The sequence below is a fragment of the Sulfitobacter sp. 1A10359 genome, from assembly GCF_043558145.1.
Lineage (GTDB): Bacteria > Pseudomonadota > Alphaproteobacteria > Rhodobacterales > Rhodobacteraceae > Sulfitobacter > Sulfitobacter faviae.
This window is the reverse complement of the sequence record NZ_JBIFGB010000001.1, coordinates 202,823-226,799: the sequence shown is the minus strand read 5'-3', so window position 1 is coordinate 226,799 and position 23,977 is coordinate 202,823. Positions and strand designations below refer to the sequence as shown.

Genomic DNA, 23,977 nt, shown 5'->3' with positions numbered 1-23,977 from the left:
CTTTGGCCAGACGGGCCGCCCCTGCCCCGATCGCGCGTAACCCGCGCGCCGAGGCGTTGACACATTCGACATATTCCTCCCTGCCGAATGTAACGACTTTATCAAAATTCAGCCGCGGTCCGCAAAGAGCGGAGAAACGGCCCGCCAGGCCAATGGGCCCTGAACTGGAAAATAAAAACATCGGGGGTCTTTCCGAAAAAGAAAAAGGGACCGGCGGTATCGCCGATCCCTGATTTTTTCAAACCCTTTGGGGTACGGCTTATTCAGCGGCCTCCGCGCGTGGCAGAACCGAAATGAACGTGCGGTTTTTCAGACCTTTGTGGAAGGTCACAGCGCCGTCGACGGTTGCAAAGATCGTGTGATCCTTGCCCATGCCAACGCCTTCGGCAGGCCAAAACTTGGTGCCGCGCTGACGCACGATGATGTTGCCGGGGATGACGGCTTCGCCGCCGTATTTTTTCACGCCAAGGCGACGACCAGCTGAGTCGCGCCCGTTACGGGATGAACCGCCTGCTTTTTTATGTGCCATCTCGGTCTCTCCTTAGCCTTTGGTCTTTTCTTTGGCCTGTTCGACCCAGCCTTCACGCTGGATACGGCCTTTGAAAGACAGTTTCTCGTCAACTTCAGCGATATCCGCTTCGGTCCATGCTGCGATTTGAGCGAAGGAGGTGATGCCCGCTTCGTGCAGCTTTTTCTCAAGTGCGGGGCCAACGCCGCTCAGCGCCTTCAGGTCGTCCGCGCCGGCTTCCGACATCTGGTCGGCTTTCTCGGCTTTCGGAGCGGCCTTGGTGGCTTTCGCCTTCTTGGCCTTCTTGATCTGAGCAGCCTCATCGGTCTTGCCGGTGATGGCAGCCACGGCGGCGGCGCTTACGGAACCGGTGCCGACAGCTTCGGACACGCCCGACTTCTCTGCGCCGGAGGCGAGGATGTCGGTAATCTTGACCAGCGTCAGCTTCTGACGGTGACCCTTGGTGCGCTTGGAAGAGTGCTTCCGGCGGCGCTTGACGAAGTTGATGACCTTTTCGCCTTTGATCTGATCGACGACTTCGGCCTGAACGCCTGCGTCTTTGACCGTGGGCGCGCCGAGCACGGGGCTGTCGCCGCCCAGCATCAGAACTTCGTTGAACTGGACCGTTTCGCCAGCATTGGCCGCAATACGTTCAACGCGCAGCATATCGCCTGCTTGAACCTTGTATTGCTTGCCGCCTGTCTTGATGACCGCAAACATGCGTCTTCCTTTTCTGTCATCCGCGTTCTGTGGCCCCGCTTGGGAGTTTGTGGATGGCTTTCCGGCCGATCCGCCTCGAACAGCGCGCCCATGGGGCGTCATTAAAAAACAATCCCGAAAACGGATTACCCGCCGGGATGCGGGCTTATCTTCGGAATGGCGGGGCAAGTCAAGTAGGTTTTCTTGGCCCTGCCCCTTGGGCCTGTCAGAGGCTTTCGGCCACCATGTTCAGCGCCAATGCGCGCCCCAGCCCGTAGGAGATATCCTCATAGGCCCGACCGAATCCGTCGAAAAGCCCGCGATTGAGCGCCCGGCCCGCCGGTGTCTCGGCAAAGGCCGCATATTGCGCGATTTCGGCCTTGCTCAAGGGGTGATAGGCCAGCAGCATATAGGCGTGCAACCAGACGGAGGTGTCTTCGGTCACCGCATCCAGATCGGCGCCAACATCGGCCAAGAGGTCTTCGTCACTGTCCTCCAGCGCGCCGCCATCGCGCATGCCGCGTAGGAATTGGAAATTGCTGTTGAGCGCCGTGCCAACATTGCGGTCGATCATATCGGAAGCGTCGATCAACTGGCGGATCAAAGCCACCCGGGTATCACCGTCCCCCGCCAGCACCCCATAGTTGGCCCGCGCGATCTGCTCGATCTCAGGCTCGGCGATGGCGGCGCGGGCGGCATTCTCCAGCCCCACAATCCGACGTCCCAGTTCGGTGGAATAGAAGGCGATGGCCTTTTCGACCTCCTCCGCCGTCATCGTCTCTTCTAAGGCGCGGCGAACCATTTCGACCATACGTTCAGAATCGTGGATGCTTTCGACCTGCATCTGCCAGGCTGGGCCGCCCTGCCCGCCCAGCATGTCTTGGTTCAGCACCTCCGCATGGGCCTGCCCTTCGTCGCTGAGGATCACCGCCGCCTGCCGAAGCTCCAACAGATCGACCAGCACGGTCATCCGCGCATCGGCCCAAGCGGGCAACGCCAGAAGCCACAAAAGCGGCGCAAAAACCCAAGCCCGCATCAGATGTCCTGACTGGGCTGCATGGCCGCAAGCCGTGCCGCCACGGCCTCGAACCGGTTGGCCATGATCTCATATTGGACGGCGTTCATCAGTGTATAGACCTGCTGCATCTTGGGATGTTCCAACGCCTCGGCATAGGCGGCAAGGTCTTCGTCCGAGAAGGATTGATAGGTATAGGCAGCATTGGCCAATGCATTGGCGGCGATCTGCGCGCCCAGCTCATCCGCCTGCGCCCGCATCGCCTCGCGCAGGTCCGGCTCTTCCATCTGCAATTCGATCACCCCGGCGCCCGCAGCGGCCAGAAGGAAGCGAATCTGCACTTCTTGAATGGCCCGGACCGAGATTTCCTCGACATCGCTGGCCACGTTCAAGCGCCGCAGGGTCTCCAACCGGGGGGAGCCGATCCGCTCAAGCCCCGCGATGATGGCGGCACCGCTCTCGGCCTTCAGCCCGTCATCCTCAGCCATATGCGCTTTGTTCTCGACCGCCACCAAACGCTGGCCCAGATCGGAGGCATAGAATCCGGCGGCATGATCCAACAGGTCATCGCTGAGCGTCTCGGCAAGGATATCCATCGCCATGTCGTGCATCAACTCGGTGTCAAAGACATCGCGCACCAGCCGCGACCACTCTGAGCCGAAATCCTCGCTTTGCAGCCCCAACATCTCAGGCGCGGAATCGGCGGACAGGCGAATGCTCTCCAACGCCACGTCAAAGCCGGTCACTTCCAAAAACCGCTCCAACGCGCCGCGATCCGCCGCCCGCAGCGGCAGGGCAAGCGCGACGAGCAGCATCAACGCCATGACAAAGGGGGCTGCAATCATTCGGTTTTGGCGAAACATGGGCGGTCCTTTCGCAGAATTCTGCCTGTAAACTTAGGCTCTACCAGCCTCGGCGCAATGAAAATCCCCAAACTTTCAATTGATGCGCAAAACCCCTCTTGCCACTGCTGGAAAAGGCGACTAAACGGACCCCCCAGACCCCCGCGGAGAGGTGCCGGAGTGGTCGAACGGGGCGGTCTCGAAAACCGTTGAGCCTTCACGGGTTCCCAGGGTTCGAATCCCTGTCTCTCCGCCACTAACGCCTTGATCGTGGTGCTTATTTCCCCCGATACAAAGACCCAGGTTAGTCGCCGCGCAAGGGGCGACGTCGCCGTCCTCCAAACCGATCTGCTTAAAGATCAGGCACCCGCGTAGAAATCCAACGCCGCAGCCGCCCCTCTCCCGCTTTAACCAAATCCGCGCCTTGAACATTTCGGCGGATTGTCGCAACTATCCGCGCAGAGCAAGCAAGCGGTTTCATGAGTCCCAGCCAGCCAAGGATTTCTACAAGGGACAATAAAATGAAAACCACTACCGCCAAGCGCGTCGCGCTCTCTTGGCTGATGTGCTCGACCGCCACTCTCGCTTACGCGCAAGACGACACCGCCTTCGATCTCGGTGTGCTGCGCATTCAGACCTCAGCCGCTCAGGCTGTTTTGGGCAATGACGAGATCACCGAAACCGAAATCGAACAGCGCAACCCGGCGACCGTGGCTGATGTCTTTGCCGGCGAATCCGCGATCACCGCCAGCGGCGGCGCGCCGATCGCGCAGAAGGTCTATGTGAACGGGATCGAGGAAAGCCTGCTTTCCGTCACCATCGATGGCGCGCGTCAGAACAAATCGGCCTTCCACCATACCGGCAACGTTCTGCTGGATCCGGCCTTGCTGAAATCCGTTGAGGTCAGCGCGGGGCTTGCCCCCGCGGATCAGGGGCCAAACGCGCTGGCGGGCTCTATCGCCTATACCACCAAAGACGCCCGCGACCTGTTGGACGGGGATGATCCCTTTGGGGGCCGCTACACGCTGTCCTATGGCAGCAATGGCCAAGGGTTCCGCAACAACCTGACCCTCTTCGGGCAGAACGACGGTTTCGAATATTTGCTGAGCGGCACCCGGGCGACGGGCGACGATTATGATGACGGCTCGGGCAGCACCATCACGGGCACGCGGGCGGACCTAACCGACTATATCGCGAAATTCGCCTATACCTCGCAAAGCGGGAAACGTCTGAGCTTCTCTGCTTCTGAGACAACCGACAATGGCCTGCGCGCGTCTCAGGGTGGCTTCATCCGCCCCGACTTTGCCGATGTGATCGGGCGCGACACGGTGCTTTATGAAGCGCTGTCGCAGCGCACCTCCTATACGCTGACCTATGAGGATGAGAATCCCTCGGGCATCTGGGCGCCCTATGCGCAGCTCAGCTACAACGAGCAGGCGATGGACGTAGGCTCGCTTTATGGTGTGAACAAAAGCCTCAGCGGTGTGCTCAGCAACGACTTCACGCTCCGCAACGGCAGCGTCAATGTCGGTGTCGATTTCTTTGACGAAAGCGCCGAAGGCTATGACAACACGGTCAGCCCGCGCAGCTCGAGCGGCCGCGAAGAGCTTAGCAACATCGGTATCTTCGCCCAAGCGCGGCAGGATCTGTCGGACCGCATCTCCGTATCCTACGGCGGGCGCTACGACTGGGCGTCCTTCGAAGGCGCCGATGGGAGCGATTTCGACGCCAGCGGCGCCAGCGTCAACGGCTCGGTCGATTACGTCTTGAACGATCAATGGACCCTCAACGCAGGGGCCGCCTCCAGCTGGGGCGGTTATGAGTTGGGCGAGGCCGCATTGGTCAACTTCCGCACCCCGTGGAATTATGACGGCTTCACCACCTCGCGCGCCAATGCTGTGCGTTTGGGCCTGCGTTACGACAGCGGCCCTTGGGCGGTCAAAGGCGCGCTCTTCGACACTGAGATCGAAGACATCAACGCCGTTCTGCCCTCGAGCGGTGCACGCGGTGCTGTGGACGATCTGACATCGCGCGGCTTCGACGGGTCGGTCACCTATACCGGCGCACGCGGCTTCGCGACCTTGAACTACACCTATGCCGATGTGCAAACCAACGACGCGACAACCGCCACGACCGCCTATTACCTTGGCCGTCCGGTCGGCCATATCTTTGGCTTCGAAGCGGGCTATGACGTGACCGAGGAATGGCGCATTGGCGCGACCGCGCAGATCGCCTTGGAGAACGACGATACCGATGTGTCGCTCGACGGCTATGAGGTGGTCAATCTCTACGCGGAATACAAACCGCGGCGGATGGAGAACCTGAACGTGCGCATGGACGTGCAGAACCTGTTCGACGCGACCTATGCAAGCCGCAGTTCCGATGGGCTTGGGCTTGCCAATGTGGTGCCCTTGACCGAACCGGGCCGCACTGTCAGCCTGACCGCGTCGATCAGCTTTTAACTGACGCAGGTATCGCCCCCCTTTGCGCGGGGGCGATACCCTTTTCCGGCGCATGCCGCCTACGGTTCTTTCCGCAGTCCTCCTCCCGCTTGATCCAGATCAATGCAGCCGCTCCGGCCCGCCCCATAATGGCCGTGGTCACATGAGGAGCGTCGCCATGCAAAATGCAACCATCACAGCCGTTCTGGGGGTCGATGCCCGGCCCAATCAGCTTGAGGCCCTCGCCCGCGAGGCGCAGACCCAGGGCACCCATCTGATCGTTCTTCTGCTCAGCGAAACCCCTGCCGTCCCGGTCTATTCGATGGGGGTGGGCGAACTCAGCACCTATTCCCTCCCGGCAGGCTGGCAGGCGGATGTGGACGCGGCCCGCGAGGCGGTCGAAAAACAGCGCGCGGAATTTTCCCAGTATCTCACCGATCAAGGCGCCAGCGCGGATGTGCGCGCGGTCTGCGGCGATGCCTCCGCCCTGCGCAACACGGTGGCGCGGGCGGGGCTGACCTGTGACGCGGTGCTTATCGGCACGGACCTGCGCGAGGACAAACGCCTGCTTGAGGACATCGTCCATGCCGCCCTTTTTGAGTCCGCCGCGCCCGTTTTGCTCAACACCGCGCAAGCTAAGGTGGCTTTGACCCCACAATCGGTCTTCGTCGCATGGAAAGCGGGCATTCCCGCCACGCGGGCGATCCGCGCCGCTCTGCCAATCCTGCGCAATGCGCGGGAGGTAACGGTGGCGCTTTTCGATCCAATCTCGATCTCGGCCTATGATGGGGAAAACCCCGGCACCGATGTCGCCGCTTGGCTGACCCACCAAGGCTGCAACGTTGCGGTGCAGCAATATGCCAGCGGAGGCGCGGACATTGGCACCGCCATCCTGAAACGCGCCAAAGAAACCGGGGCCGATCTGATTGTCATGGGCGCCTATGACCACTCCCGCCTGCGCGAGATGGTTTTTGGCGGCACGACCCGCAGCCTGATTGAACAAAGCGCCTTTCCTGTGCTTCTGTCGCACTAACGCCCATCGAAAGGACCCCCTATGCGCCCTCACCTCGCTGCCCTCGCCGGGCTATCCTGCGCCCTCCTCTCCGCCTGTTCGGAGGGGTCCTCTGACGACACCGACCGGGTGCGCGCGGGGCAGCGGGTCTATGCCAAGGAATGCGCCGCCTGCCACGGGGCGCAGGGCGAAGGCGGCGGTCCGATGTCCTTGCATCTGGATGTGGTGCCGCCGGATTTGGCCGGGCTGAAACAGCGCAACGACGGCTACTTCCCGCGCGAGTTTGTCAGCCGCTTCGTCATGGGACAGCTTGCAAAAGACGACCCCGCCTCACCCATGCCGGACTTTTCCGCGGTGGGTCTGCGCCACGTCTATCCCAATGGTGGCGCGGATGGGGAGGTGCTGGAAACCGATTTCGCCAATCTGCTCGACTATTTGGAAGCGATCCAGTGGTAGGACCGGCGTGGTCGAGGACGCAGTCCTCGGACACGTGACGCATCGCACTACATTGCGCCCCCGCCCCCTCTCACGCTATCGGATGCCCTGCCCCGCAGCCCCTACAGACGGAACCCTCGCATGAAGATCAACGACGAAAGCCCCGTTCTGCTGGCCCTTCTGGACGCCGCCGTCGATGCCATGGTGGTGGCGGATCACGCGGGCAATATCCTGCGGGTGAACAAAGCGGCGGCCACGCTCTTCGGCCATCCGGTCGAGGATTTGGTAGGGCAGAACGTGCGCATGCTGATGCCCGGGGATATGGCCGTTCAACATGACGGTTTTCTGCGCCACCATCTCGAGACCGGAGAGAAACGCATCATCGGCGTGGGCCGCGACGTGGAAGGGCTGCGCGCCGATGGCAGTATCTTCCCGCTGCATCTTTCCGTGGGCCGCGCCGATATCTCGGGCGAGGTCGCCTTTGTCGGCATCATGCACGATCTGTCGCGTCGAAAAGCCGCCGAGGAGGCCACCGCCCGCTCGCAACGGATGGACGCCATCGGCCAGATGACCGGCGGCATCGCGCATGATTTTAACAACCTTCTGACGGTCGTGATCGGCAATCTGGAACTGCTGGAGATGTCGGAAACCTCGGCCAAAAGCGGCGCGCTGATCTCGGACGCGTTGGAGGCGGCAGAGATCGGCGCCGATCTCACCTCACGCCTGATGGTCTTTGCCCGCAAGACCACGTTGAACGCGGCGGAGATCGACCTCAACGCCGAAGTCTCAAAAGCCGTGGCGATGCTCAAACGCACCATCGGCGCGCATATCGCGGTCGAGACGGGCTTTGCCGAGGACCTTTGGCAGACCAAGGTGGATGCCACCCAGCTTCAGACTGCCGTTTTGAACATCGCGCTCAATGCCCAAGACGCCATGCCCTCCGGCGGGAAAATCACGCTGGAAACGCGCAACATGCAGCTCGACGACACCTATGTCGCACAAGAAATCGGCATCGACATGGGCAACTACATCCGCCTGTCGATCGCGGACACGGGCGAAGGCATGTCTGCTGAGACCCGCACCCGCGCGATGGAGCCGTTCTTTTCGACCAAACCGGTCGGCCAAGGCACGGGGCTGGGCCTGTCGATGGTATACGGTTTCATCAAGCAATCCGGCGGGCATATCGCGATCTACAGCGAATTGGGCAAGGGCACGACGATCAGCCTCTATTTCCCCGCCCTCGTGGACGGCACCAGCACGCGGACGGCCTCCAGCGACGCGCCAGAGCCGCACGCCGGGATCGGCACCGGCCTGCGCGTGCTGCTGGTTGAGGATGACCCTATGGTCCTGCGCCTGTCGGAGCGACGGCTGGAGTCGCTCGGGTTCGACTGCGTCACGGCAACCACCGGCGATGCGGCATGGGACATCCTGCAAGACCGCGACGACATCGATGTGGTCTTTACTGATCTGGTGATGCCGGGGGAGTTGTCGGGCCATGCGCTGGCCAAACGGGTCGCGGCGGAAATGCCCGATCTGCGGATATTGATCACCTCGGGCTTTTCCGAAAACGTCCTGCGCGGCGAGGAAGAGAGCCACGCCTTCGCCCTCCTGCGCAAACCCTACAGGCAAGCGGATCTGGCCGAAGCGTTTCGCGCCTTGTTACGGGACTAACCCGAGGTGGCGGTGGGGCTTTCGGTCAGCACATAACCCACCCCGCGCACCGTTTTGATCAACAGCGGACGCGCCGGATCACGCTCGACCTTCTTGCGCAGCCGCGCCACTTGGTTGTCGATGGTGCGGTCCAGAGGCGCCCAATTCTGCCCGTCGATCAGATCCATCAACCGGTCGCGCGACAAGGGCTTTTTCGCGTGGTTCACGAAGGCGGCCAAGAGTTTGAAATCAGCCGTGGTCAGATCCCCCTCCTGCCCGTCACGGCCCACCAGCAGCATCCGGTCGAGGTTGATCTTCAGCCCATCAAGCGCAAGCCACGGGTCGGCGCTTCGCGGTGCGGGCGCCTCTGCCTCGCGCTTGCCGCTGCGCCGCAGGACGGATTTCACACGGGCCAAGACCTCTCGTACATGGAAGGGTTTGGTCAGATAGTCATCCGCGCCCAGTTCCAACCCGACAACACGGTCAATCACATCGTCCTTGCCCGTCACCATGAAGATCGGCACGTCATGATCGCGGCGAAGGTCGCGCGCGATGTCCAGCCCGTCCTCCGCGCCAAGGTTCAGATCCAAAGTCACCAGATCGAAAGCCTCCGCCGCGAAGGCCGCGCGCACGCTCTGCGCGTCATGAGCCTCGGTCACAAGGTAGCCGTCGCTTTCAAGACAGCGCCTCAGAAGCGTCCGGATCTTGGCATCGTCATCAACAACAAGGATCTTCTTCGCGGCCACGCCCATCACCCCAAAAGTTGCGTTTGTATAGTCCGCAACCCAAGCGAGCACCACCCGCCACGCCATCCCCTGCGACAAAGCGTTACAAACGGATACAAGACCACAGGTCGTTCTGCGACATGCGCTTGAGAATGTGACCGCGCCGCAGAAAGGACGATCGCATGTACGTGACGCTATCCAATGAGTTCACCCCCGCAACCAAAGTGCCCGAGGCGCAGCTTTGCTCTCGCACCCCCGCCGCGCAATCGCCGCGCAAGCGGCAGGCGGTCGGCAGCCATCTGTTTCGCGAGGGCGATATCGCCAACCATATCTATGAGATCACCTCGGGCGTCTTTCGCCTGACCCGCGTGCTCGACAACGGGCGGCGGCAGGTCATCGCCTTTGGCCTGCCGGGCGACATCATCGGCTTTCCCAATGGCGCGCTGCATCACAGCGATTGCGAGGCGATCCAGACGGCAGAGGTAATCGCCCACCGCCGCCATGCGCTCGACGATTTCGAGGGGGATCACGAGACGCATAAACGGCTGTTGAACGCCGCCCTGCGTGAGATTTCGGCGATGCAGGATCACTTCATGATGCTGGCCCGCAAATCCGCGCTGGAAAAGGTTGCCTCCTTCCTCATCACGCTGGCGGAGCGCACCGGCAGGCCGATCGGCAGCTACACCACCTGCGCCCTGCCGATGACCCGCAGCGACATCGCGGATTTCCTCGGCCTGACGATTGAGACGGTGAGCCGCACCCTGACCCGCCTGCGCAAGCAGGATATCATTGCGCTTGAGACCTCTCAGACCGTGCTGATCAAGGATATGGACGCGCTGATCTCGGCCTCTCAGGCCGCCGACTGACGGCAGGCTTTCATTGAGCTAAGAAAGCGCGGGCCACGGCCCGCGTTTTGCGTTTCTAGGTCGGCTCTTCGGTATCGCGCTGTTGGGTGTCACCATTAGGCGCGCCATTCTCCAGCAAAATCCGCGCCGCGTCTCCTTCAAGGTCATCATATTGCCCGTTGCGCAGCGTCCAGAGACAGGCCGCAAGCCCTGCCGCGCCAAGACAGACGGAGACGGGGATGAGAACGATCAGGATATTCATCGGCGCACCGCATTCAAAACCACGAGGATGGATGAGGAAGACATCACCGCCGCCGCCATCAGCGGGGTGGCGAAGCCCATGACCGCCACCGGGATCGCGACCGCGTTATAGGCGGCGGCCAGCCCGAGGTTCTGGCGAATGCGGCTGCGGGCCCGACGGGCCAGCCGCAGGGTATCGGCGACCGCCGAAAGATCACCGCCCAGCATCACCCCGTCCGAGGCGACCCGCGCGGCATCCAGCGCCGTGGCGGGCGCGAGAGAGGCATGCGCCCCGGCAAGCGCCGCCGTGTCATTCAGCCCGTCGCCCACCATGAGCACCCGCCTGCCCCGCGCAGCCATGTCGCGGACCAGACCGGCCTTATCCTCGGGCCGAACGGCGGCATGAACCTTGGCGATCCCGAGGGTTTCGGCCAACGCTTCTGCACGCTGCGCGGTATCGCCGGTGACCATCGCCACCTCCATCCCACGCCCGCGCAGGGCGCTGACGACTTCCGCCGCCCCGGCGCGGGGGGTCTCGGACAGAGGCAAGGGAATAGAGCGGTCCGCCAGATGCAGTTCCGGTCCCTCCAGCCCGCGACGCAATGAGACCCGCGCCCCGTGCCACAGGCCGCAGACGCCCTCGCCCGGCACCTCTTGCAGGTCGTGCAGATCGGCGGGCATCTGCCCCTGCAACGCCGCCGCCAAGGCGCGCGAGGCGGGGTGGTCAGACGCCTGCGCGAGGGCAAGCGCGACCGATGCCACCTCTGCATCAAGCGCGGACAGCCGCGCAACGCCTTCGGTCAACGTGCCGGTCTTGTCGAAGAGAACCGTGTCGATCTCGGCCAAACGCTCCAACGCCGTGGGGGATTTCAGCAACACACCCGCGCGGAACAAACGCCCGGTCATCGCCGCCGTCACCGCCGGAATGGCCAGCGCCAACGCGCAGGGGCATGTGATGATCAGCGTCGCCGTGGCCACGGCAATCGCGTGATAAAGGTCCCCGGTCAGCGCCCACCAGACCACAAAAGCCAGCGCCGCCAGCCCATGCACCACCGGCGCATAGAGCCGCGCCGCGCGGTCGGCGATCCCGCTGTAGCGGTGTTTGCCGGTCTCGGCGACCTCGACCAAAGCCGCGATGCGGCGCAGGGTGCTGTCCTCTGCCCGGCGGGTGACCCTTAGAGTCAGCGGCGTGCCAAGGATCACCTCGCCCGCGCAGATCGGCCCGCCCGCCGCCACCGGGACGGGGTCGGCCTCTCCGGTCAGGGCGGAGCGGTCCACCATCACCGCGCCCAAGGCGATGCCATCCACCGGCGCGCGCGCCCCGGCGGCAAGGGCGATGCGGTCATCGGGCACCAAGGCGCTGACGTCCACCGTCTCACGCCCCGTGGCGGTCAGGCGCGTCGCGCGGGGCAGTTCCAGCGCCGTCAACTCCGCCGCGGCGGAACGTGCCGTGGCCCGCGCGCGATGCTCAAGATAGCGGCCCACCAGCAGGAAAAAGGTCAGCGAGAGCGCCGCATCGAACCAAGTATGCGCCCCGGTGGCGGCGAAAGTTTCATAAAGCGAGGTCGCCGCCGCCAGCAGGATCGCCAGCGCAATCGGCACATCCATATTCATCCGCCCAGCCCGCAGGGCGACCGATGCCGAGGCAAAGAAGGGCACCGCCGAAAAGGCCAAGGCAGGCAGCGCGATGGCCGCAGAGACCCAGTGAAACATCTCGCGCGTGATATCGCCCGCCCCGGACCAGACCGCGACGGAGACTGCCATCACGTTCATCATGGCAAAGCCCGCCACGGCGGCGCGGGCCAGCAGACGGCGGCCCGTGTCATCCCCCGCAGGCCGCAGGGCGGTCGCGTCCAGCTCATGCGCCTCGAAGCCCGCGTCGTTCAACGCCTGAAGCGCGGCGCTGGCGTCATACCCGGGGCTCAGCACGATCCGCACCCGTTTGGCCCCGAGGTTCACCCGCGCGGCTTTGACCGAGGGCAAGCGGGCCAAAACCCCCTCGACCCCCGCGATACAGGCCGCGCAGCGGATCTGCGGCAGGGCGAGATGGATGGCCTTGTCGTTCTCCGCGATGCGCCGCGCCGCGGCCTCGGCCGAGGGGGCGCCTGCGACACAGCCCGGACAGGCGGCCACGGTCATCGTGTCACCCGCAAGGGAATGCGGCGGCGAAAGAGCGTGCCATCGGCGGCGCGCATCTCGATCCGCAGGTTCCAGTTGCCGGGGCCTGCGGTGACCGGTGCGGTCCACGCGCGGCCATCCCAGGCGAAGTCGGGCGTCATGTCATCCGCCACGGTGGTCGCCCGGCCCAATGTCGCCGCGATGATCTCGGGCTGCACCACGCCATTGGCATCCTGCACCGCCAAGCGGAGCGCCTCCCCCGACAACTCGGTCTGCACCGCCCAGCCGAGCGCTTCCTGCGCCGCGCGGTCGCTGTCAAAATTCTGCGAGGCGACGTAGCTCGATTCGGTTTCCTTGCCCGGGAAAGTGCGCACCGCATTGAAAGCGAGCGCGAGGTTCACCGCGATGATGATCGAAAACCCGCCCACAAAGATCGCCAGCACATGCCAGCCTGTCAGGGGGCGCCCCCGTTGCAATTGCGCTGCGGTCATTGGCTGTCCTTTCCATTGAAAATCGTGTCACCAAAGGCCCGCTCGCCCGAGCGGACGTCTTCGACCCAGAACCGCAGATCGCTGCGCGGCGCGATGGCGGCGTCACTCTGCGGCGGGGCGATCACATAGACCCGTTGCAGGCGGGTGGTGTCGGCGGGCACGGAGACCACCGGACCCGCAGCCCCCTCGACGCTGAGGTCCAAACCACGGTCTCCGGCGAGAGACAGCCGGAAATCCCGTGCCTCACCATGTTTGTTGCGCAGACGGATGTCATAGGCGTTGCGGATCGACCCGTCCGAGAGGGTGACGAAGGTCGGATTGCGCACCGGCGCCACGGTCATGTCGATCTCGGGCCGGATGAAGAGCGCCACGACAAGCGCCACACCGATGGCGGCCCAAGCGGCGGTATAGATCAGGGTGCGCGGGCGGAAGACATGCTGCCAAAGCGGCTTGGGCTGCCAGGGCGGCGCAGTGGCCCCGGCGACGTCACCGGCAGGCGCTTCCGCAAAGCCCGCCACGGCGGCGCTTTCCTTGGGCGCGGTGGGCGGCTCATCATCCAGCGCGAGATAGTCGATCAGCCCGCGCGGGCGGCCAATCTTGGCCATCACATCGTCGCAGGCATCGATACAGAGCGCGCAGGTGATACATTCCATCTGCTGGCCTTCGCGAATGTCGATCCCCATCGGGCAGACCGCGACACAGGCGTTGCAATCAATGCAATCGCCCAAAACCTCGCCGTCGCGCGACTGGCGGTCGCCCGCGGTGTTTTTGTCGAGCGCCGCACCATAGCGGGCCACCGCATCACCGCTGCCGATCGCCTCTGCCGCCGCTTTCTGGCGCTTTACCCCGCCCTTGCCGCGCGGCTCGCCCCGCCATTTGCGGTAGCCAACGGTCAGCGTGCCGGGGTCCATCATCGCGCCTTGGATACGGGGCCAAGGGCACATGTAGATGCAGACCTGTTCGCGCATGAAACCGCCAAAGATGAAGGTCGTGGCCGTCAGCACGGCGATGGTGGCATAGGCCACGGGGGCGGCCTGCAGGGTCACGAGGTCGCGCGCCAGACTGGGCGCATCGGCAAAGTAAAAGACCCAAGCCCCGCCCGTCGCCACCGCGATCAGCAGCCAGACCAGCCATTTTGCCCCCCGCAGCCGCGCCTTGCGCAGGCTCCAAGCTGCGTTGTGCAGGCGGATGCGCGCGTTGCGGTCGCCTTCGATCCAGCGCTCCACAGTCATGAAAAGATCGGACCAGACGGTCTGCGGGCAGGCATAGCCACACCAGACCCGCCCCAGAGCGGAGGTAAACAGGAACAGCCCCAGCCCCGCCATGATCAGCAGCCCGGCCACGAAGTAGAATTCATGCGGCCAAATCTCGATCCAGAAGAAATGGAAACGCCGGTTTGCGAGATCGACCAGAACCGCTTGGTCCGGCAGGTTCGGCCCCCGGTCCCAGCGGATCCACGGGGTGATGTAATAGACCCCCAGCGTGAGGATCAGGATCACCCATTTCAACCGCCGAAAGAATCCGCTGACCCGGCGGGGGAAAATCGGCTCGCGGGCGGCGAAAAGCGGGGGGGCGGCGTTGGACATGGGCAGTAGGCTCCGGTGTTACGTCTTGCGGCCTACACCCCTAGGGCGCAGGCCGCTTTGATCTGCATCAATCCGCAGATTATTTGTCGTACCGGTTTAGTCGGCGGCAGCGCCCTCGGCATCGACTGCAGCCTCGCCGCCGCCCAGACCGTGGACATAGGCGGTCACGGCGCGCACCTCGGCCTCGCCCAGACGGGCCTGCCACGGCGGCATCACCCCCATGCGCGGCGCTTTGAGCTGCCGCAGGATCGCCTCATGGCTGCCGCCGCGCAGCCAGATCGCATCGGCAAGGTTGGGCGCGCCCATCTCACGGTCACCAAGGCCACGCTCCCCATGGCAGGCGCTACAGTTGTCAGCATAGACCTCTGCCCCCGCTAGCGCTGCGCCTGCGTCATGCTCAAGCCCCGAAAGGCTGCGCACGAAATGCACGGTGGCGTCGAGCTCGGCCTCCTCCATCCAATCAAACGGCGGCATTTCCGAGAAACGCGCGTCGGGGTCATCCTCGTTGCGGATGCCGTGGCGCACGGTATAGGCGATATCCTCCATCGTGCCGCCCCAGAGCCAGTCATCGTCCAGAAGGTTGGGATAGCCCGAGGCCACCACACCCCCTGCCCCCGCGCCGTGGCATTGCGAGCAATTTGCCGCAAAGACCGAGCGCCCGGCCTGTGTCGCGAAACGGTGCAGCTCTTCGTTGTCCTTCAGCACCGCCAGATCGACGTTGACGAGACTTTCGGTCAAGTCGGCATTCGACAGGTCCACACGCGCAATCTCGGCAGCGACCTCGCCACGGGTGGAATAGCCGAGCAGCCCCGCCGTCGCGCCAGAGACCATGGGCCAGGCGGGATAAAGGATGGTATAGATCACGCCCCAGACGACGGTGGCATAGAAGGTCCAGAGCCACCAACGCGGCAGCGGCGTGTTCAGCTCTTCGATCCCGTCCCAACTGTGACCTGTGGTCTCGGTCCCGGTGGCGGGGTCGATCTTGCGTTTATCGGTCATGTGCGGGCTCCGTCATTGCGGGCTTGATCGGGGTCGTCGTTGCGAAACGGGACGGCGGCGGCATCGTCGTGCAGGGCGCGCGAGCCGGGGCGAAAGGCCCAAGCAATAACGCCCAGAAAGATCAGCGTCAGGATCAAGAGCGCCCAGCTATCAGCCAGTTCACGCAGGAAAGAATAGGTGTCCATTGCGGCCTCCTTAGCGGCTGGCGTCAGGCACGAAGGTCGAGAAATCGACCAGCGTTCCGAGCATTTGCAAATAGGCGATCAGGGCATCCATCTCGCTCACGCCCGGCCGGCCGTCGAAGTTGCGCACCTGCGCACCGGGGTAGCGTTCCAGCAGCCCGTCGTAATCGCCAAAAGGGTCAACCTGCACCCGGAAGTCGCCACGGACATTCGCGATCATCTCATCGCTATAGGGCACGCCGACCGTGCGGTGGGTGGCGACCAGATCGGTCACATCCTCAGGCTCAAGTTTGGCGTCCATCAGAAACGCGTATTTCGGCATGACGCTTTCCGGCACCACCGATTGCGGGTCCATCAGGTGATCGACATGCCACTCATCCGAATAGCGCCCGCCCACGCGCGCCAGATCCGGCCCGGTGCGTTTGGAGCCCCATTGAAACGGGTGGTCGTACATGGATTCGGCGGCGAGGCTGTAGTGGCCATAACGCTCCGTCTCGTCGCGCATCGGACGGATCATCTGGCTATGGCAGACATAGCAGCCCTCGCGCACATAGATCTCGCGCCCCGCCAATTCCAGCGGCGAATAGGGGCGCATGCCCTCGACCTCTTCGATGGTGTTCTCCAACCAAAAGAGCGGCGCGATTTCGACGATCCCGCCGATGCTCACCACCCCGAGCGAGGCGATCAACAGCAGTGTCGCGTTGCGCTCGAACCGCTGGTGAAAGGTGATCGCCTCCGTCTCGGGCGGCAGTTCGTTGGGAATTTTGCCCTTCTTCAAGCCTTCGCTGGCGGTGACCACCTTGGGGTCGTCAGCGGGGTCATAATTAGGGCTGTGGGGGTTCTTGGCCATTGATCTTACTCCGCTGGCAGGGCGACGGTGACGGGGCGGGCTTGCGGGGCGCGGATGGTCATCCACATGTTCCAGACCATCACCGCACCGCCCGCGAGGTAGAGAACCCCGCCCAGACCACGGACCACATACATCAGGAATTTCGCTTCGACGGTGTCGGCAAAGCTGTTGACAAGGAAGCCATTGGCATCGACCTCGCGCCACATCAGCCCCTCCATAATGCCCGAGACCCACATCGACGCGGCGTAGAGCACGATCCCAAGGGTCGCGAGCCAGAAATGCAGGTTGATCGCCGCCATGGAGTGCATCTGCGCCCGGCCCCAGAGCCGCGGGGTCAGGAAGTAGAGCGCGCCAAAGGTGATAAGCCCGTTCCAGCCAAGCGCGCCGGAATGCACGTGCCCGATGGTCCAATCGGTGTAGTGGCTAAGGCTGTTCACCGCGCGGATCGACATCATTGGCCCCTCGAAGGTCGACATCCCGTAGAAGGCGAGCGAGGCCACGAACATGCGGATAATCGGATCGGTGCGGATCTTGTCCCACGCCCCTTCGAGCGTCATCAGCCCGTTGATCATGCCGCCCCAGCTTGGCATCCACAGGATGATCGAGAACACCATCCCCAGCGTCGCCGCCCAATCGGGCAAGGCGGTGTAATGCAAGTGGTGCGGACCGGCCCAGATATACAGAAAGATCAGCGCCCAGAAGTGGATGATCGACAGCTTGTAGCTATAGACCGGGCGGCCCGCCTGTTTCGGCACGAAGTAATACATCATGCCAAGGAAACCCGCCGTCAGGAAGAAGCCCACCGCGTTGTGGCCGTACCACCATTGCGTCATCGCATCCTGCACGCCCGCAAAGACCTGCACTGATTTGGAGCCCCAGATCGACACCGGGATGGCGAGGTTATTGACCACATGCAGCATGGCCACGGTGATGATGAAGGCCAGAAAGAACCAGTTGGCGACATAGATATGCCGCTCACGCCGCTTCAAGATCGTGCCAAAGAATACGGCGAGGTAGACCAGCCAGACGATGGTGAGCCAGATGTCGACGTACCATTCCGGCTCAGCATATTCCTTGGACTGGGTCGCGCCGAGCAGATAGCCCGTGGCCGCCAGAACGATGAAAAGCTGATAGCCCCAAAAGACGAACCAAGCTGCGTTCCCACCCCAGAGCCGCGCCGAAGAGGTGCGCTGCACGATGTAGAAAGACGTGGCGATCAGGGCGTTGCCGCCAAAGGCGAAGATCACCGCGCTGGTGTGCAGCGGGCGCAGGCGGCCAAAGTTCGCATAGGGCTGCGCCCAGTCGATGTTCAGCGCAGGAAAGGCCAGTTGGAAGGCGATGAAGGTGCCCACCAGAAACCCAACCACACCCCAAAAGGCGGTGGCGATGACGCCATAGCGAATGGGGCCATCCATATAGCCCTGCGGCGGCGCAGGCGCGACCGGCGCCGCGTCCTCGACAGGCATCCGGCGCAACTGCCAAAAAAACAACCCTGCGGCCACCAACATGACCAGCAGGGCGTGAACCATATAAGCCGGATCGCGCGCCCAATCCGCCCCGAGTGCTGCAAAGAACACTATAAGCGCAAGCACGATCAACTTGAGCGTATCGAACATATTCCGAATCCCTTCATCTTTGGGAGACGGATCGCATGGGCCCCAAGCCGCCGCTTTGATCTATGTCAAAGCCGGGCGATAAGCCTGCGAAGGGCGCGTTTTTTCTAAGGCGACGGCCTAGCTTTTGGACCGCGCCCCGCTGGGGTCATACATCGGTTTCAAACTGGCCTCGGCCTTGATCCGGCGGCCCGCCACGTCGATCTCATAGGTCGAGGCCAGCAGATCGGCGGGGCTTTCGCCCGCGCAGGGCACATAGCCCAGCCCGATCGCTCCGCCCAAGTGGTGGCCATAGGTGCCGGAGGTGAGATAGCCCACGATGGCCCCCTCCCGTAGGATCGGTTCAGCGTGGTAGAGCAATGGCTCGGGGTCCGTCAGACGGAATTGCAGCATCCGCAGCTTCAGCCCCTCTTCCTTTTTGCGCAGCACCGCGTCGCGACCGATGAAATCGGGCTTGTCGGTCTTCACCGCAAAGCCCAAGCCCGCCTCCAGCACATGGTCTTCGCAAGTGATGTCATGGCCGAAGTGGCGAAAGCCCTTTTCGATCCGGCAACTGTCCATCGCGTGCAGACCGCAAAGTTTCAGGCCAAAGGCCGCGCCCGCTTCCATCAGCGCCTCAAAAACATGACCTGCCATCTCGGCGCTGACGTAAAGCTCCCAGCCCAGTTCGCCCACATAGGACACCCGATGCGCCCGGGCGAGGCCCATGCCGATCTCGATTTCGCGCGCCATGCCAAAAGGATGGGTGTCATTTGAGAAGTCAATGGGGGAAACGGCCTGCAACACGTCCCGCGCCTTCGGCCCCATAATCGCGAGCACCGCCTCACCCGCCGTCACATCGGTGATCACCACCATCCGGTCGCCAGCATGGCGGCGCAGCCATGTCTCATCCGCCAGCCGCGTCGCCACCGGAGTGACGACGAGATAGGCGGTCTCGCTCAGCCGGGTTACGGTGACATCCGCCTCGATCCCGCCCCGAGGGTTGAGGAACTGGGTATAGACGATCTTGCCCACCGGCACCGCCATCTGCGCGCCGCAGACGTGGTTCATGAAAGCCTCGGCCTCTGGCCCCTCGACGCGGATTTTGCCGAAAGACGACATATCGTAAAGCCCCACGCCCGCGCGGATGGCGGCATGTTCGGCGGCTTGATTGCCGAACCAATTCTGCCGGCCCCAGCTATAGCGATACTCGCGCGTTTGCCCGGGATCGGCAAACCAATTGGCCCGCTCCCAGCCTGCGAATTCGCCCATGACCGCGCCATGCTCCAGCAGATGCGCATGGAGCGGGCTGCGCCTAATGCCCCGCGCGGTGGCCTTTTGACGGTAGGGGAAGTGATCCGCATAGAGCAGCCCCAGCGTCTCGGTCGAGCGTGTTGCCAGATAGGTCTTGTTGCCCTGAAAGGGCTGCATCCGCGCAATGTCCACGTCACCCAGATCAAAGGGTTTCTGCCCGTCCTCCATCCACTGCGCCAGCGCCATCCCCGCGCCGCCTGCCGATTGGATGCCGATGGAGTTGAACCCGGCGGCGACCCAGACATTGTCCATCTCGGGCGCTTGGCCGAGGTGATAGGCATCGTCGGGGGTGAAGCTTTCGGGGCCGTTGAAAAAGGTATGAATCCCCGCCTCCGCCAGCAGCGGCAGCCGTTTGACCGCCATCTCGAGAATCGGCTCGAAATGGTCGAAATCTTCGGGCAATTGATCGAACTCGAAGCTCTCGGGGATGCCGTCCAGCGCCCAAGGTTTGGCGATGGGTTCGAAGGCGCCAAGCAGGATCTTCCCTGCATCCTCTTTGTAATAGGCGTATTCATCGGGGATGCGCAGCACCGGCAACTCGTGCAAGCCCGGGACGGCCTCGGTGACGATATAGAAATGCTCACAAGCTTGCAGGGGCACGTTGCTGCCCAGCATCCGGCCCAGCTCGCGCCCCCACATGCCCGCGCAATTGATGACATGTTCGGCCTCGATCCGGCCCGTGCTGCCATCCTCCCCGGCCCAGTCCACCGCCGTGATCCGACGCCCCGCGCGGGTGACCCCCGTCGCCTTGACCCGCTCGGCCACCACCGCACCGCGCGCCCGGGCGCCCTTGGCCAAGGCCAGCGCGATATTTGCAGGATCGCCCTGCCCGTCTTTCGGCAGATAGACCGCGTCGGTCATGCCTTTGGTCTCCACATGGGGGTATTTCGCGCGCACCTCTTCAGGCGTGATCTCTTCGACCTCGACGCCAAAGGCGCGGGCCATGGCGGCCTGCCGCAAGATCTCCTCACGCCGCGCAGGCGTCAGGGCGGCGGTGATCGAGCCCACGCGCTTGAACCCGGTGGCGACCCCGGTTTCCCCCTCCAGCGCGCCGTAGAGTTCTTGGGAGTATTTCGCCAGCCGCGTCATGTTCTGCGTCGCGCGCAGCTGCGCGATCAGCCCCGCCGCGTGCCATGTGGTGCCCGAGGTCAGTTGTTTGCGCTCCAGCAGAACCACATCGGTCCAGCCCAGTTTCGTCAGATGATAGGCGACCGAACAGCCGATCACGCCACCGCCGATGATCACCGCGCGGGCCTTGGAAGGCAGCTGTCCCATCTCAAACCTCCTGCGCGCGGATGCGTGCGTTTTCGCGGTCCCAAAGCGGGGTGTCGGGCTGCACCGTGGCACGGTAGCTCTGACCATAGATTTCGACCGTAAGTTCGGTACCCGGCACGGCAGCCTCGGCCCGCACGACGCCGAGCGCGATGGAGGCATCAACCCGGTAGCCATAGCCGCCGCTGGTCACCTCACCCACGGCATCTCCGTTCAGGCGCAGCGTGGCCATCGGCGGCGCATCTTGCGGGTTACCTCCGACCACCAACGTCACGAAGCGGCGCTGCGGCCCTGCGTCCCGTTCGGCGATCAGCGCCTCCTTTCCTGGAAATGCCTCCGGCTTGTCGAGACGCAGGAAACGGTCCAACCCGGCCTCCAGCAAGGTATACTCCTGCGACAGATCGCCCTTCCACGTCCGGTAGCCTTTTTCCAGCCGCATGGAATTGAGCGCGAACATCCCAAAGGGCGTGGCCCCGCCCGCGATGACCGCATCATAGATCGCCGGCATGTCTTCGGGGGCCGCGTGGATTTCCCAGCCCAACTCGCCCGCGAAACAGACCCGGGCGAGCAGCGCTGGCTTGCCCTTTACCGACGCCTCTTGATGGCTGAGCCACGGCAGCGCCAGATCGGCCTCCGGGGCCAGCGGCGCCAGCAGGGCGCGGGATTTCGGGCCGCATAGGATCAGGGTCGAGACGGCATCGGTTCGATCCGTCAGGCTGATCGCCCCGTCTTGGGGCAACGCGTCGCGCAGCAATTCATAGTCATGCCATTGCGCGGGAGCGGCGGTGATCAGGGTGAAGTCATCCTCTGCATGGCGCAGGATCGACATCTCGGTCAGCACCCGGCCCCGGCTGTCGGGGAAATAGCCCAGCGTCATCCGCCCGACCTTGGGAAGCGCGCCCGCGATCCGCCCCCGCAGCCATTCCGCGGCCCTCGGCCCCGCAAGCGCGAAACGCGAGAACCCCGGCAGATCGAGCACGCCCACATGGTCGCGCACCGCCGCGACCTCCTCACGAACCCGCGCCGCCCACGGGCCATCCCGGTCCCATGTCTGGGTCGCGGCCTCGGCGGTGTCATCACCGGGTTTGGCAAACCAATTCGCCCGCTCCCACCCGTTGTAGGCCCCCATCTGACCGCCCGCGTCGCACAGCCGGTCGTGCAGCGGCGACAGCTTCTTGTCGCGCCCGGCGGGCCATGCGTAATGCGGGAAATGCATCGCATATTCATGGCCATAGGTCTCAAGCGCCTTGGCGAGGGTAAAGTCGTGATCGGCATAGGCGGTGTAGCGGCGCGGGTCGACATCCCACATGTCCCACTCCGTTTCGCCTTGCGTGATCCATTCGGCCATCACTTTGCCCGCACCGCCCCCCTGCGCGATCCCGAAGGTAAAACTATGCGCCTCAAAGGCGTTCGGGACGCCCGGCATCGGGCCGAGCATCGGCAGGCCATCGGGCGCATAGGGGATCGGCCCGTTGATGACCCGTCCGACGCCGCTTTGGCCCAAGAGCGGCATCCGCCCCATCGCGTCTTCGATATACCATTCCAACCGGTCCAGATCGTCGGGGTAGAGCTGAAAGCTGAAATCTTCGGGCATCGGATCCTCGGGGGTGATCCAATGCGCTTTGCAGTTGCGCTCATAGGGGCCAAGGTTCAGACCGTTCTTGTCCTGCCGCAAGTAATAGGAGCTGTCCACATCGCGGACCATCGGCATCTTATGGCCCTTCTCGGCGGTCCAAGCGGCGAGTTCGGGGATGTCTTCGGTCAGGAAATACTGATGGCTCATCACCACCGCAGGCACGCGGCGGCCCCCATGGGGGCGGAACCATTCGCCGACCCGCTGCGCGTAATAGCCGGCAGCGTTGACCACCTTCTCGCAGCGGATATCGCCCTTTTCGGTATGGACGATCCATTCGCCCCCATCGCGATCTATGCCGGTGGCGGGGGTAAAGCGGTGAATTTGCCCCCCTGCCTCCCGCGCGCCTTTGGCAAGGGCTTGGGTCAGTTGTGCCGGGTCGATGTCCCCATCCAAGGGGTCCCACAACCCGCCCGCAAGGTCATGTAGCTCTATGAACGGGTTGTGTTCTTTCAATTCGGCAGGGGTGCACATCTCCATCCCCAGCCCCTGCGCGCGGGCCATGGAGGCGACGTGTTCGAACTCCTGCATCCGCTCGCGGCTATGAGCCAGACGCAGGGCCCCGGTCACATGGTAATTGATCGGATAGCCGACCGCCTCCCCCAAACCGCGGTACATCTCAAGCCCGTAGCGCTGCATGTTCATCACCGCCCAAGAGTTCGAGAAGTTCGGACAGTTGCCCGCCGCATGCCAAGTGGAGCCTGCGGTGAGTTCATTCTTTTCCAGCAGGACGCAATCGGTCCAGCCCGCGCGGGCAAGGTGGTATAGGGTCGAGACCCCAACCACCCCGCCCCCGATGATCACCACCCGTGCGGTTGTCGGAAAATCAGCCACATGCCCCTCCTATCGCCATGCACCGCCAAGGAGCTGGCCAGAGGCGCCCCCGGACAGTTTGAAATTGTTCGAATTGATGAAAATCCGGTTCAGTAAACCGGGGGAGAGATCACCCAGACCACCACGGCGGGCGTGTCGTAGGGGTTGTCCCAAGTGTAATATTCGCCCCGAATGCGAAAGCTGTCGCCGGGGCCGACGGTAAAGCGGCGTTCCGCAATCGTGAGGTTCAACCGGCCCGAGATGACGAAACCGACCTCCTGCGTTTCGCGCCTGACGGGCGCTTCCAGCCCCGAATAGGCGGCAAAGGTCGAGTGGATCAACTCGAAACTGTCGGTGAGATCGGGTGAGAGCAGTTCTTCCGTCAACCCATTGGCCGCACTCCCCATGGCACGCCGCGCCCCGGCCCGCACGACATAGCCGCGTTCTTCGGGGCTTACCGTCGCTTCGCCAAAAAGGAGCGAGATCGGCACGTCCAAGATCTCGGCGATGCGGCGCAGGTCGGCGATGGAGGGGGTCGAGATGTCGCGTTCGATCTGACTGACCCAGCCGACCGACCGGCCCAAAGCCTCGGCCATATCCGTGAGAGTCAGTTTGCGCCCCTTTCGGATCGCCCGTAGGTCGGCACCCAGAGAGCGCGCCCCCACGGCCTCCGCCCCGGGCCTTTTCGCTCGGGTCATATGAAATTTTCCTCCAT

General features: G+C 63.5%; 21 protein-coding genes and 1 tRNA gene. 6 read left to right on the top strand and 16 right to left on the bottom strand.

All coding sequences use genetic code 11. The annotated features are described in order from the left end of the window. Window positions 1-259 precede the first annotated feature (259 nt). The 4 genes from rpmA to ACGYK2_RS01085 form a co-directional block, all read right to left on the bottom strand. Window positions 260-529: a 50S ribosomal protein L27 gene (gene rpmA, locus ACGYK2_RS01100; protein ID WP_067262095.1), complete on the bottom strand. Its 270-nt coding sequence runs from the start codon at window positions 527-529 to the stop codon at window positions 260-262. 12 nt (window positions 530-541) lie between these two features. Next, a complete protein-coding gene (locus ACGYK2_RS01095; RefSeq protein ID WP_067262097.1) occupies window positions 542-1,228 on the bottom strand; it encodes a 50S ribosomal protein L21 in 687 nt (228 codons plus the stop codon). 205 nt (window positions 1,229-1,433) lie between these two features. Further along, complete coding sequence (locus ACGYK2_RS01090; RefSeq protein ID WP_271687289.1) at window positions 1,434-2,243, bottom strand: DUF2059 domain-containing protein; 810 nt, start codon at window positions 2,241-2,243, stop codon at window positions 1,434-1,436. After that, on the bottom strand, window positions 2,243-3,085 hold the full coding sequence (locus ACGYK2_RS01085; RefSeq protein WP_394374184.1) for a DUF2059 domain-containing protein: 843 nt from the start codon (window positions 3,083-3,085) through the stop codon (window positions 2,243-2,245). The genes ACGYK2_RS01090 and ACGYK2_RS01085 overlap by 1 nt, the downstream gene beginning before the upstream one ends. Window positions 3,086-3,230: 145 nt before the next feature. Between ACGYK2_RS01085 and ACGYK2_RS01080 the strand changes: the two genes are divergently transcribed. The 5 genes from ACGYK2_RS01080 to ACGYK2_RS01060 all read left to right on the top strand — a co-directional run bounded on the left by ACGYK2_RS01080 (window position 3,231) and on the right by ACGYK2_RS01060 (window position 8,623). Continuing rightward, window positions 3,231-3,320: transfer RNA gene (locus ACGYK2_RS01080), tRNA-Ser, on the top strand. Window positions 3,321-3,585: 265 nt separating this feature from the next. Then, a complete protein-coding gene (locus ACGYK2_RS01075; RefSeq protein ID WP_271687290.1) occupies window positions 3,586-5,526 on the top strand; it encodes a TonB-dependent receptor domain-containing protein in 1,941 nt (646 codons plus the stop codon). Between the two features lie 157 nt (window positions 5,527-5,683). Continuing rightward, window positions 5,684-6,538: a universal stress protein gene (locus ACGYK2_RS01070; protein ID WP_271687291.1), complete on the top strand. Its 855-nt coding sequence runs from the start codon at window positions 5,684-5,686 to the stop codon at window positions 6,536-6,538. 21 nt (window positions 6,539-6,559) lie between these two features. After that, window positions 6,560-6,973, top strand: a complete 414-nt coding sequence (locus ACGYK2_RS01065; RefSeq protein ID WP_271687293.1) for a cytochrome c — start codon at window positions 6,560-6,562, stop codon at window positions 6,971-6,973. A gap of 120 nt (window positions 6,974-7,093) precedes the next feature. Continuing rightward, window positions 7,094-8,623: a PAS domain S-box protein gene (locus tag ACGYK2_RS01060; protein WP_271687294.1), complete on the top strand. Its 1,530-nt coding sequence runs from the start codon at window positions 7,094-7,096 to the stop codon at window positions 8,621-8,623. Here ACGYK2_RS01060 and ACGYK2_RS01055 read toward each other — a convergent pair. Next, complete coding sequence (locus ACGYK2_RS01055) at window positions 8,620-9,354, bottom strand: response regulator (RefSeq protein WP_271689972.1); 735 nt, start codon at window positions 9,352-9,354, stop codon at window positions 8,620-8,622. The genes ACGYK2_RS01060 and ACGYK2_RS01055 overlap by 4 nt on opposite strands. Window positions 9,355-9,509: 155 nt before the next feature. Here ACGYK2_RS01055 and ACGYK2_RS01050 point away from each other — a divergent pair, with 155 nt between their 5' ends. Beyond that, window positions 9,510-10,193 (top strand): helix-turn-helix domain-containing protein, encoded by a 684-nt coding sequence (locus tag ACGYK2_RS01050; protein WP_271687295.1) that lies wholly within the window; start codon window positions 9,510-9,512, stop codon window positions 10,191-10,193. A 55-nt stretch (window positions 10,194-10,248) separates the two neighbouring features. On the opposite strand, the gene ccoS is transcribed toward ACGYK2_RS01050, so the two are convergent. From ccoS to ACGYK2_RS00995, 11 genes are all read right to left on the bottom strand, one after another. Further along, window positions 10,249-10,434, bottom strand: a complete 186-nt coding sequence (gene ccoS, locus ACGYK2_RS01045; RefSeq protein WP_271687296.1) for a cbb3-type cytochrome oxidase assembly protein CcoS — start codon at window positions 10,432-10,434, stop codon at window positions 10,249-10,251. Then, window positions 10,431-12,551, bottom strand: coding sequence for a heavy metal translocating P-type ATPase (locus ACGYK2_RS01040; RefSeq protein WP_271687297.1), 2,121 nt, complete (start codon window positions 12,549-12,551; stop codon window positions 10,431-10,433). The genes ccoS and ACGYK2_RS01040 overlap by 4 nt, the downstream gene beginning before the upstream one ends. Continuing rightward, window positions 12,548-13,021, bottom strand: a complete 474-nt coding sequence (locus tag ACGYK2_RS01035; protein ID WP_271687298.1) for a FixH family protein — start codon at window positions 13,019-13,021, stop codon at window positions 12,548-12,550. The genes ACGYK2_RS01040 and ACGYK2_RS01035 overlap by 4 nt, the downstream gene beginning before the upstream one ends. Beyond that, window positions 13,018-14,607 carry a cytochrome c oxidase accessory protein CcoG gene (ccoG, locus tag ACGYK2_RS01030; protein WP_271687299.1) on the bottom strand — a complete coding sequence of 530 codons (1,590 nt, stop codon included), beginning with the start codon at window positions 14,605-14,607 and terminating at the stop codon, window positions 13,018-13,020. The genes ACGYK2_RS01035 and ccoG overlap by 4 nt, the downstream gene beginning before the upstream one ends. Window positions 14,608-14,703: 96 nt before the next feature. Further along, window positions 14,704-15,606, bottom strand: a complete 903-nt coding sequence (ccoP, locus tag ACGYK2_RS01025) for a cytochrome-c oxidase, cbb3-type subunit III (protein ID WP_067262874.1) — start codon at window positions 15,604-15,606, stop codon at window positions 14,704-14,706. Further along, window positions 15,603-15,791: a cbb3-type cytochrome c oxidase subunit 3 gene (locus ACGYK2_RS01020; RefSeq protein WP_136720504.1), complete on the bottom strand. Its 189-nt coding sequence runs from the start codon at window positions 15,789-15,791 to the stop codon at window positions 15,603-15,605. The genes ccoP and ACGYK2_RS01020 overlap by 4 nt, the downstream gene beginning before the upstream one ends. A 10-nt stretch (window positions 15,792-15,801) precedes the next feature. Then, window positions 15,802-16,638 (bottom strand): cytochrome-c oxidase, cbb3-type subunit II, encoded by an 837-nt coding sequence (ccoO, locus tag ACGYK2_RS01015; RefSeq protein ID WP_271687300.1) that lies wholly within the window; start codon window positions 16,636-16,638, stop codon window positions 15,802-15,804. Window positions 16,639-16,643: 5 nt separating this feature from the next. Continuing rightward, on the bottom strand, window positions 16,644-18,254 hold the full coding sequence (ccoN, locus tag ACGYK2_RS01010) for a cytochrome-c oxidase, cbb3-type subunit I (RefSeq protein ID WP_271687301.1): 1,611 nt from the start codon (window positions 18,252-18,254) through the stop codon (window positions 16,644-16,646). Window positions 18,255-18,371: 117 nt separating this feature from the next. Next, complete coding sequence (locus ACGYK2_RS01005; RefSeq protein ID WP_271687302.1) at window positions 18,372-20,819, bottom strand: FAD-dependent oxidoreductase; 2,448 nt, start codon at window positions 20,817-20,819, stop codon at window positions 18,372-18,374. Window position 20,820: 1 nt separating this feature from the next. Continuing rightward, window positions 20,821-23,283 (bottom strand): FAD-dependent oxidoreductase, encoded by a 2,463-nt coding sequence (locus tag ACGYK2_RS01000; RefSeq protein WP_271687303.1) that lies wholly within the window; start codon window positions 23,281-23,283, stop codon window positions 20,821-20,823. A gap of 89 nt (window positions 23,284-23,372) precedes the next feature. Further along, window positions 23,373-23,960 (bottom strand): helix-turn-helix domain-containing protein, encoded by a 588-nt coding sequence (locus ACGYK2_RS00995; protein WP_276154326.1) that lies wholly within the window; start codon window positions 23,958-23,960, stop codon window positions 23,373-23,375. Window positions 23,961-23,977 lie beyond the last annotated feature (17 nt).

Coding starts and splice junctions, on each gene's coding strand:
- ccoN (WP_271687301.1), bottom strand. CDS start 18,254: ATGTTCGATACGCTCAAGTTGATCGTGCTTGCGCTTATAGTGTTCTTT.
- ACGYK2_RS01095 (WP_067262097.1), bottom strand. CDS start 1,228: ATGTTTGCGGTCATCAAGACAGGCGGCAAGCAATACAAGGTTCAAGCA.
- ACGYK2_RS01065 (WP_271687293.1), top strand. CDS start 6,560: ATGCGCCCTCACCTCGCTGCCCTCGCCGGGCTATCCTGCGCCCTCCTC.
- ACGYK2_RS01020 (WP_136720504.1), bottom strand. CDS start 15,791: ATGGACACCTATTCTTTCCTGCGTGAACTGGCTGATAGCTGGGCGCTC.
- ACGYK2_RS01035 (WP_271687298.1), bottom strand. CDS start 13,021: ATGACCGCAGCGCAATTGCAACGGGGGCGCCCCCTGACAGGCTGGCAT.
- ACGYK2_RS01090 (WP_271687289.1), bottom strand. CDS start 2,243: ATGCGGGCTTGGGTTTTTGCGCCGCTTTTGTGGCTTCTGGCGTTGCCC.
- ACGYK2_RS01060 (WP_271687294.1), top strand. CDS start 7,094: ATGAAGATCAACGACGAAAGCCCCGTTCTGCTGGCCCTTCTGGACGCC.
- ACGYK2_RS01075 (WP_271687290.1), top strand. CDS start 3,586: ATGAAAACCACTACCGCCAAGCGCGTCGCGCTCTCTTGGCTGATGTGC.
- ACGYK2_RS01085 (WP_394374184.1), bottom strand. CDS start 3,085: ATGTTTCGCCAAAACCGAATGATTGCAGCCCCCTTTGTCATGGCGTTG.
- ACGYK2_RS01005 (WP_271687302.1), bottom strand. CDS start 20,819: ATGGGACAGCTGCCTTCCAAGGCCCGCGCGGTGATCATCGGCGGTGGC.
- ACGYK2_RS01070 (WP_271687291.1), top strand. CDS start 5,684: ATGCAAAATGCAACCATCACAGCCGTTCTGGGGGTCGATGCCCGGCCC.
- ccoG (WP_271687299.1), bottom strand. CDS start 14,607: ATGTCCAACGCCGCCCCCCCGCTTTTCGCCGCCCGCGAGCCGATTTTC.
- ACGYK2_RS01055 (WP_271689972.1), bottom strand. CDS start 9,354: ATGGGCGTGGCCGCGAAGAAGATCCTTGTTGTTGATGACGATGCCAAG.
- ccoS (WP_271687296.1), bottom strand. CDS start 10,434: ATGAATATCCTGATCGTTCTCATCCCCGTCTCCGTCTGTCTTGGCGCG.
- ACGYK2_RS01050 (WP_271687295.1), top strand. CDS start 9,510: ATGTACGTGACGCTATCCAATGAGTTCACCCCCGCAACCAAAGTGCCC.
- rpmA (WP_067262095.1), bottom strand. CDS start 529: ATGGCACATAAAAAAGCAGGCGGTTCATCCCGTAACGGGCGCGACTCA.
- ccoO (WP_271687300.1), bottom strand. CDS start 16,638: ATGGCCAAGAACCCCCACAGCCCTAATTATGACCCCGCTGACGACCCC.
- ACGYK2_RS01040 (WP_271687297.1), bottom strand. CDS start 12,551: ATGACCGTGGCCGCCTGTCCGGGCTGTGTCGCAGGCGCCCCCTCGGCC.
- ACGYK2_RS00995 (WP_276154326.1), bottom strand. CDS start 23,960: ATGACCCGAGCGAAAAGGCCCGGGGCGGAGGCCGTGGGGGCGCGCTCT.
- ccoP (WP_067262874.1), bottom strand. CDS start 15,606: ATGACCGATAAACGCAAGATCGACCCCGCCACCGGGACCGAGACCACA.